At 64.9% G+C, this 2,796-nt stretch carries 4 protein-coding genes; all 4 read left to right on the forward strand.

Annotation, left to right across the window (positions count from 1 at the left end; translation table 11 throughout):
• Nucleotides 1-310 precede the first annotated feature (310 nt).
• The 4 genes from ABZV91_RS32330 to ABZV91_RS32345 all read left to right on the forward strand — a co-directional run bounded on the left by ABZV91_RS32330 (nt 311) and on the right by ABZV91_RS32345 (nt 2,418).
• Nucleotides 311-517 (forward strand): hypothetical protein, encoded by a 207-nt coding sequence (locus ABZV91_RS32330; RefSeq protein ID WP_355249510.1) that lies wholly within the window; start codon nt 311-313, stop codon nt 515-517.
• 227 nt (nt 518-744) lie between these two features.
• Complete coding sequence (locus ABZV91_RS32335) at nt 745-1,257, forward strand: hypothetical protein (protein ID WP_355249511.1); 513 nt, start codon at nt 745-747, stop codon at nt 1,255-1,257.
• A 94-nt stretch (nt 1,258-1,351) separates the two neighbouring features.
• Complete coding sequence (locus ABZV91_RS32340) at nt 1,352-1,543, forward strand: hypothetical protein (RefSeq protein ID WP_355249512.1); 192 nt, start codon at nt 1,352-1,354, stop codon at nt 1,541-1,543.
• A gap of 413 nt (nt 1,544-1,956) precedes the next feature.
• Nucleotides 1,957-2,418 carry a hypothetical protein gene (locus tag ABZV91_RS32345; RefSeq protein ID WP_355249513.1) on the forward strand — a complete coding sequence of 154 codons (462 nt, stop codon included), beginning with the start codon at nt 1,957-1,959 and terminating at the stop codon, nt 2,416-2,418.
• Nucleotides 2,419-2,796 lie beyond the last annotated feature (378 nt).

The raw sequence follows: 2,796 nt of genomic DNA on the forward strand, positions 1-2,796 counted from the left end.
CTCGGTGTTGTGGGCGTTGCTTCGCGACGATCGGGTATTCACCCCCGCTCCGCCGGTCGCGCTCACGGCTTGACAACTTCATTGAGACTCCTGAGCTCCACTGGTCGACCGCGGGAATATTCCGATCCATCTTTCCATCCCCGACGGTACAGTGCAGCGCCGTTCCCGGGCAGGCCCGGGGCCGCTGGTAAGCGGTGGATGTGGGCCGCGCCCGCGGCAGTGCGGGCAGCGGTCGATGAATTCCACGAAACCTCTGATCCGTCAACGTAATTCAGGGGCGCGGCGGTGGCCCCCACTATAGACTGCCCGCATGATGAAGCAACTGATCACTGGGGCGATGATCGCGGCCTTCACCTTCGGCGCGGCTGGTGTAGCGGCGGCCGATACCACCGTCGGCTACTACCCGACACATGGAGCATGTGTCGCGAACGGAGTCAGCAGATTCGGCCAGGAAGGGCTGGGCAAGACCTGGTTCTGCCGCCAATCCGGTAACCAGTTCGAACTGTTCACTCGCTGACGGGACGCCCGGGCTGCGCCGTGGAACAGGCTGTCGATGTCCGGACAGCCCCGGGCCTCCTCCCCTCCATCCGAGCGAACACTCGCGGTGAGGCGTTCGGGGGCGTCTACTTCGTTCGGGCCGGTGCATCCTTTCGGCCGGTTCTGCCCGGCCGCCCAGTGGTGGGGTGTCCAAACCTGCTGTGCCCAGCTGGAATTGTGTGGTGGTCGAAACTCCCGATCGCCGCCGTGACGCCCGATGAGGCACCACCGCGGCTGTATCTGTTGTTCAATGAACTGGACGAACGACGAACCAAGGGACCGACGAGCATGAACACTGCGCAATGCTGGTTCTGTGAAGGTGACGCGAACTCGAACTCCGATGGACAGCCTTACAACATTCAGTTGCGGCGCGGGGAGTTGGATGGCGCGATGAAGACCGTCTACACAACATCTATCGACGTACCTCGTTGTCGCAGTTGTCAATCGACGCACCAGGCGACCGACAAGGCCAGAGCGCCCTACGGCCTCATCTACAAGGCGCTGATGTCGCTCGCAGTCATCTGCGGCGGCGCTGCCCTGATGACAGACGACGCGCGATTCTTCCTCGCCGCGGGAATCGTTGTGGCATTGATGGCGTGCGTCTTCGTGGCCGGAAGCGCCAGGCCGGCCGCGCCGCAGGCCAGAGCACTCGAATATCCCCCCGTGGCCGAGCGACTCCGTACGGGCTGGCGGCAAGACTTCCGGTTCGGTCCTGGATAGCCCGGAGCCGCTGCGCCGAAGTCGGGGCAGAGCTACCTCCTGGTCGATCCGACGAAGAACCGCGTCGGGAAGGCGCAGCCCGGCTATCAGATTGATGAACCAGGCTGAGGAGTTGTTCACGCTGGCCGGCGAGCAGGAACGTGCACGATTTCTGCGCTGCGTCGATACCGCCTTGCGCGACGACCACCGGCTGTCGGCCGGGGCGGCCGTCGCGGCCTTCGTCGACGAATCCACGCGCCGGGACGCCGCATTCCTGCGGCGGGTGTCGGAGGGTATCGGCGAATAGGTGTTGACCCACGTCGAGGACTACCCCGATCTGTCGGTGGATGCTCCCTTGTGATCGGTGAAGGCGACGGGACCGCGCGTGTGTGGGCGTTCTCCCCGACAGGAGCCGAGAGCCGCCAGACAGCCGGGCATCGCGGACCTGTGTATCGCATGGTGCCCAACGGTGATTCGGTCGCTGCCGACGCGACAGTTCACGAACCGGATCCCGCGGCGCAGCAAGTGTCACGGAAGGTCGCAGCACCTCGAGCCGGTCCTCGATATCTCGGCAACACCGGAATAGGCGACCACCTGCGCCAAGGATTCGACAGTCGCCCTCGGGCGAGCCGGCACCGAATGGACGCGCCTGGCCACTATCGACACCGAGATGATCCGCGAAGCCGCCCAGCTGTCCCCGAAGGCCCGCATGCCGAACTCGTGACAACGCTCATCGGGCACGGAAACTGGCTCGATTCCGTTGCCTGGTGGCCCGACGAGTCGCACCTGGTCACCGGCAGTGCCGATCACACCGCTCGGCTGTGGAGCAGGGAGACAGGAGAATCGACCGCGGTCCTACGCGGACACACCGCGAGGGTCAAAGGTGTCGCGTGGTCGCCCGACGGCACCCGGATAGCGACCGGTTCCTACGACCGCACTGTCCGCCTATGGGACGCTCAGGCCCACCACGAGATCGGAGTCATCGGCTTCCACCGGGACCGGATCACCGATGTCGAGTGGATGCCCACCGCAGACCACGTGATCACCGCGTCCTTCGACGGCACGGCGCGCATCTGGCCCGTCGACGTCGACCTGGACGAACGCCGCATGCGAGCCAGGGCGCGAGCATATCGATCATTGACGCCGGAAGAACGTTCGGCGCATCTGCTTCCGGCTCACTGAACCGGATCGACGACCCTGACCTCCCGGCCGACGAGGTACTGCGCGGGATCGAGTCCGAGCGCTTCCCGTTTCGGCGAGGCCCAGAAGCGTTCATCGCTTCCTCGAACGTGTCCTCACCCTCGTGAGCGATCAGCCAGATGAACGGGCTACGTTCGTGGTCGAGCCACGCTCCCCCGATCTCGAAACCGAGTTCGAGCCGAAGCGGCACCCGATCCCTCCGCCCACTCCGCGAGGAGCCCCTCCCCGATCGTGCAGGTCCGCGTGGTCGCTCGCCCTGTACCGGGCTAAGAGATCAGTTCAGAATGAGTTTTGGTGACAGCTTGCGCTGCCCCGCAGCGTGTTTGACAATCCCAGCGTGGGTGACGAGGTAGTGACCGA

Origin of the sequence: Nocardia sp. NPDC004568, from assembly GCF_040609955.1 — a bacterium.
Lineage (GTDB): Bacteria > Actinomycetota > Actinomycetes > Mycobacteriales > Mycobacteriaceae > Nocardia.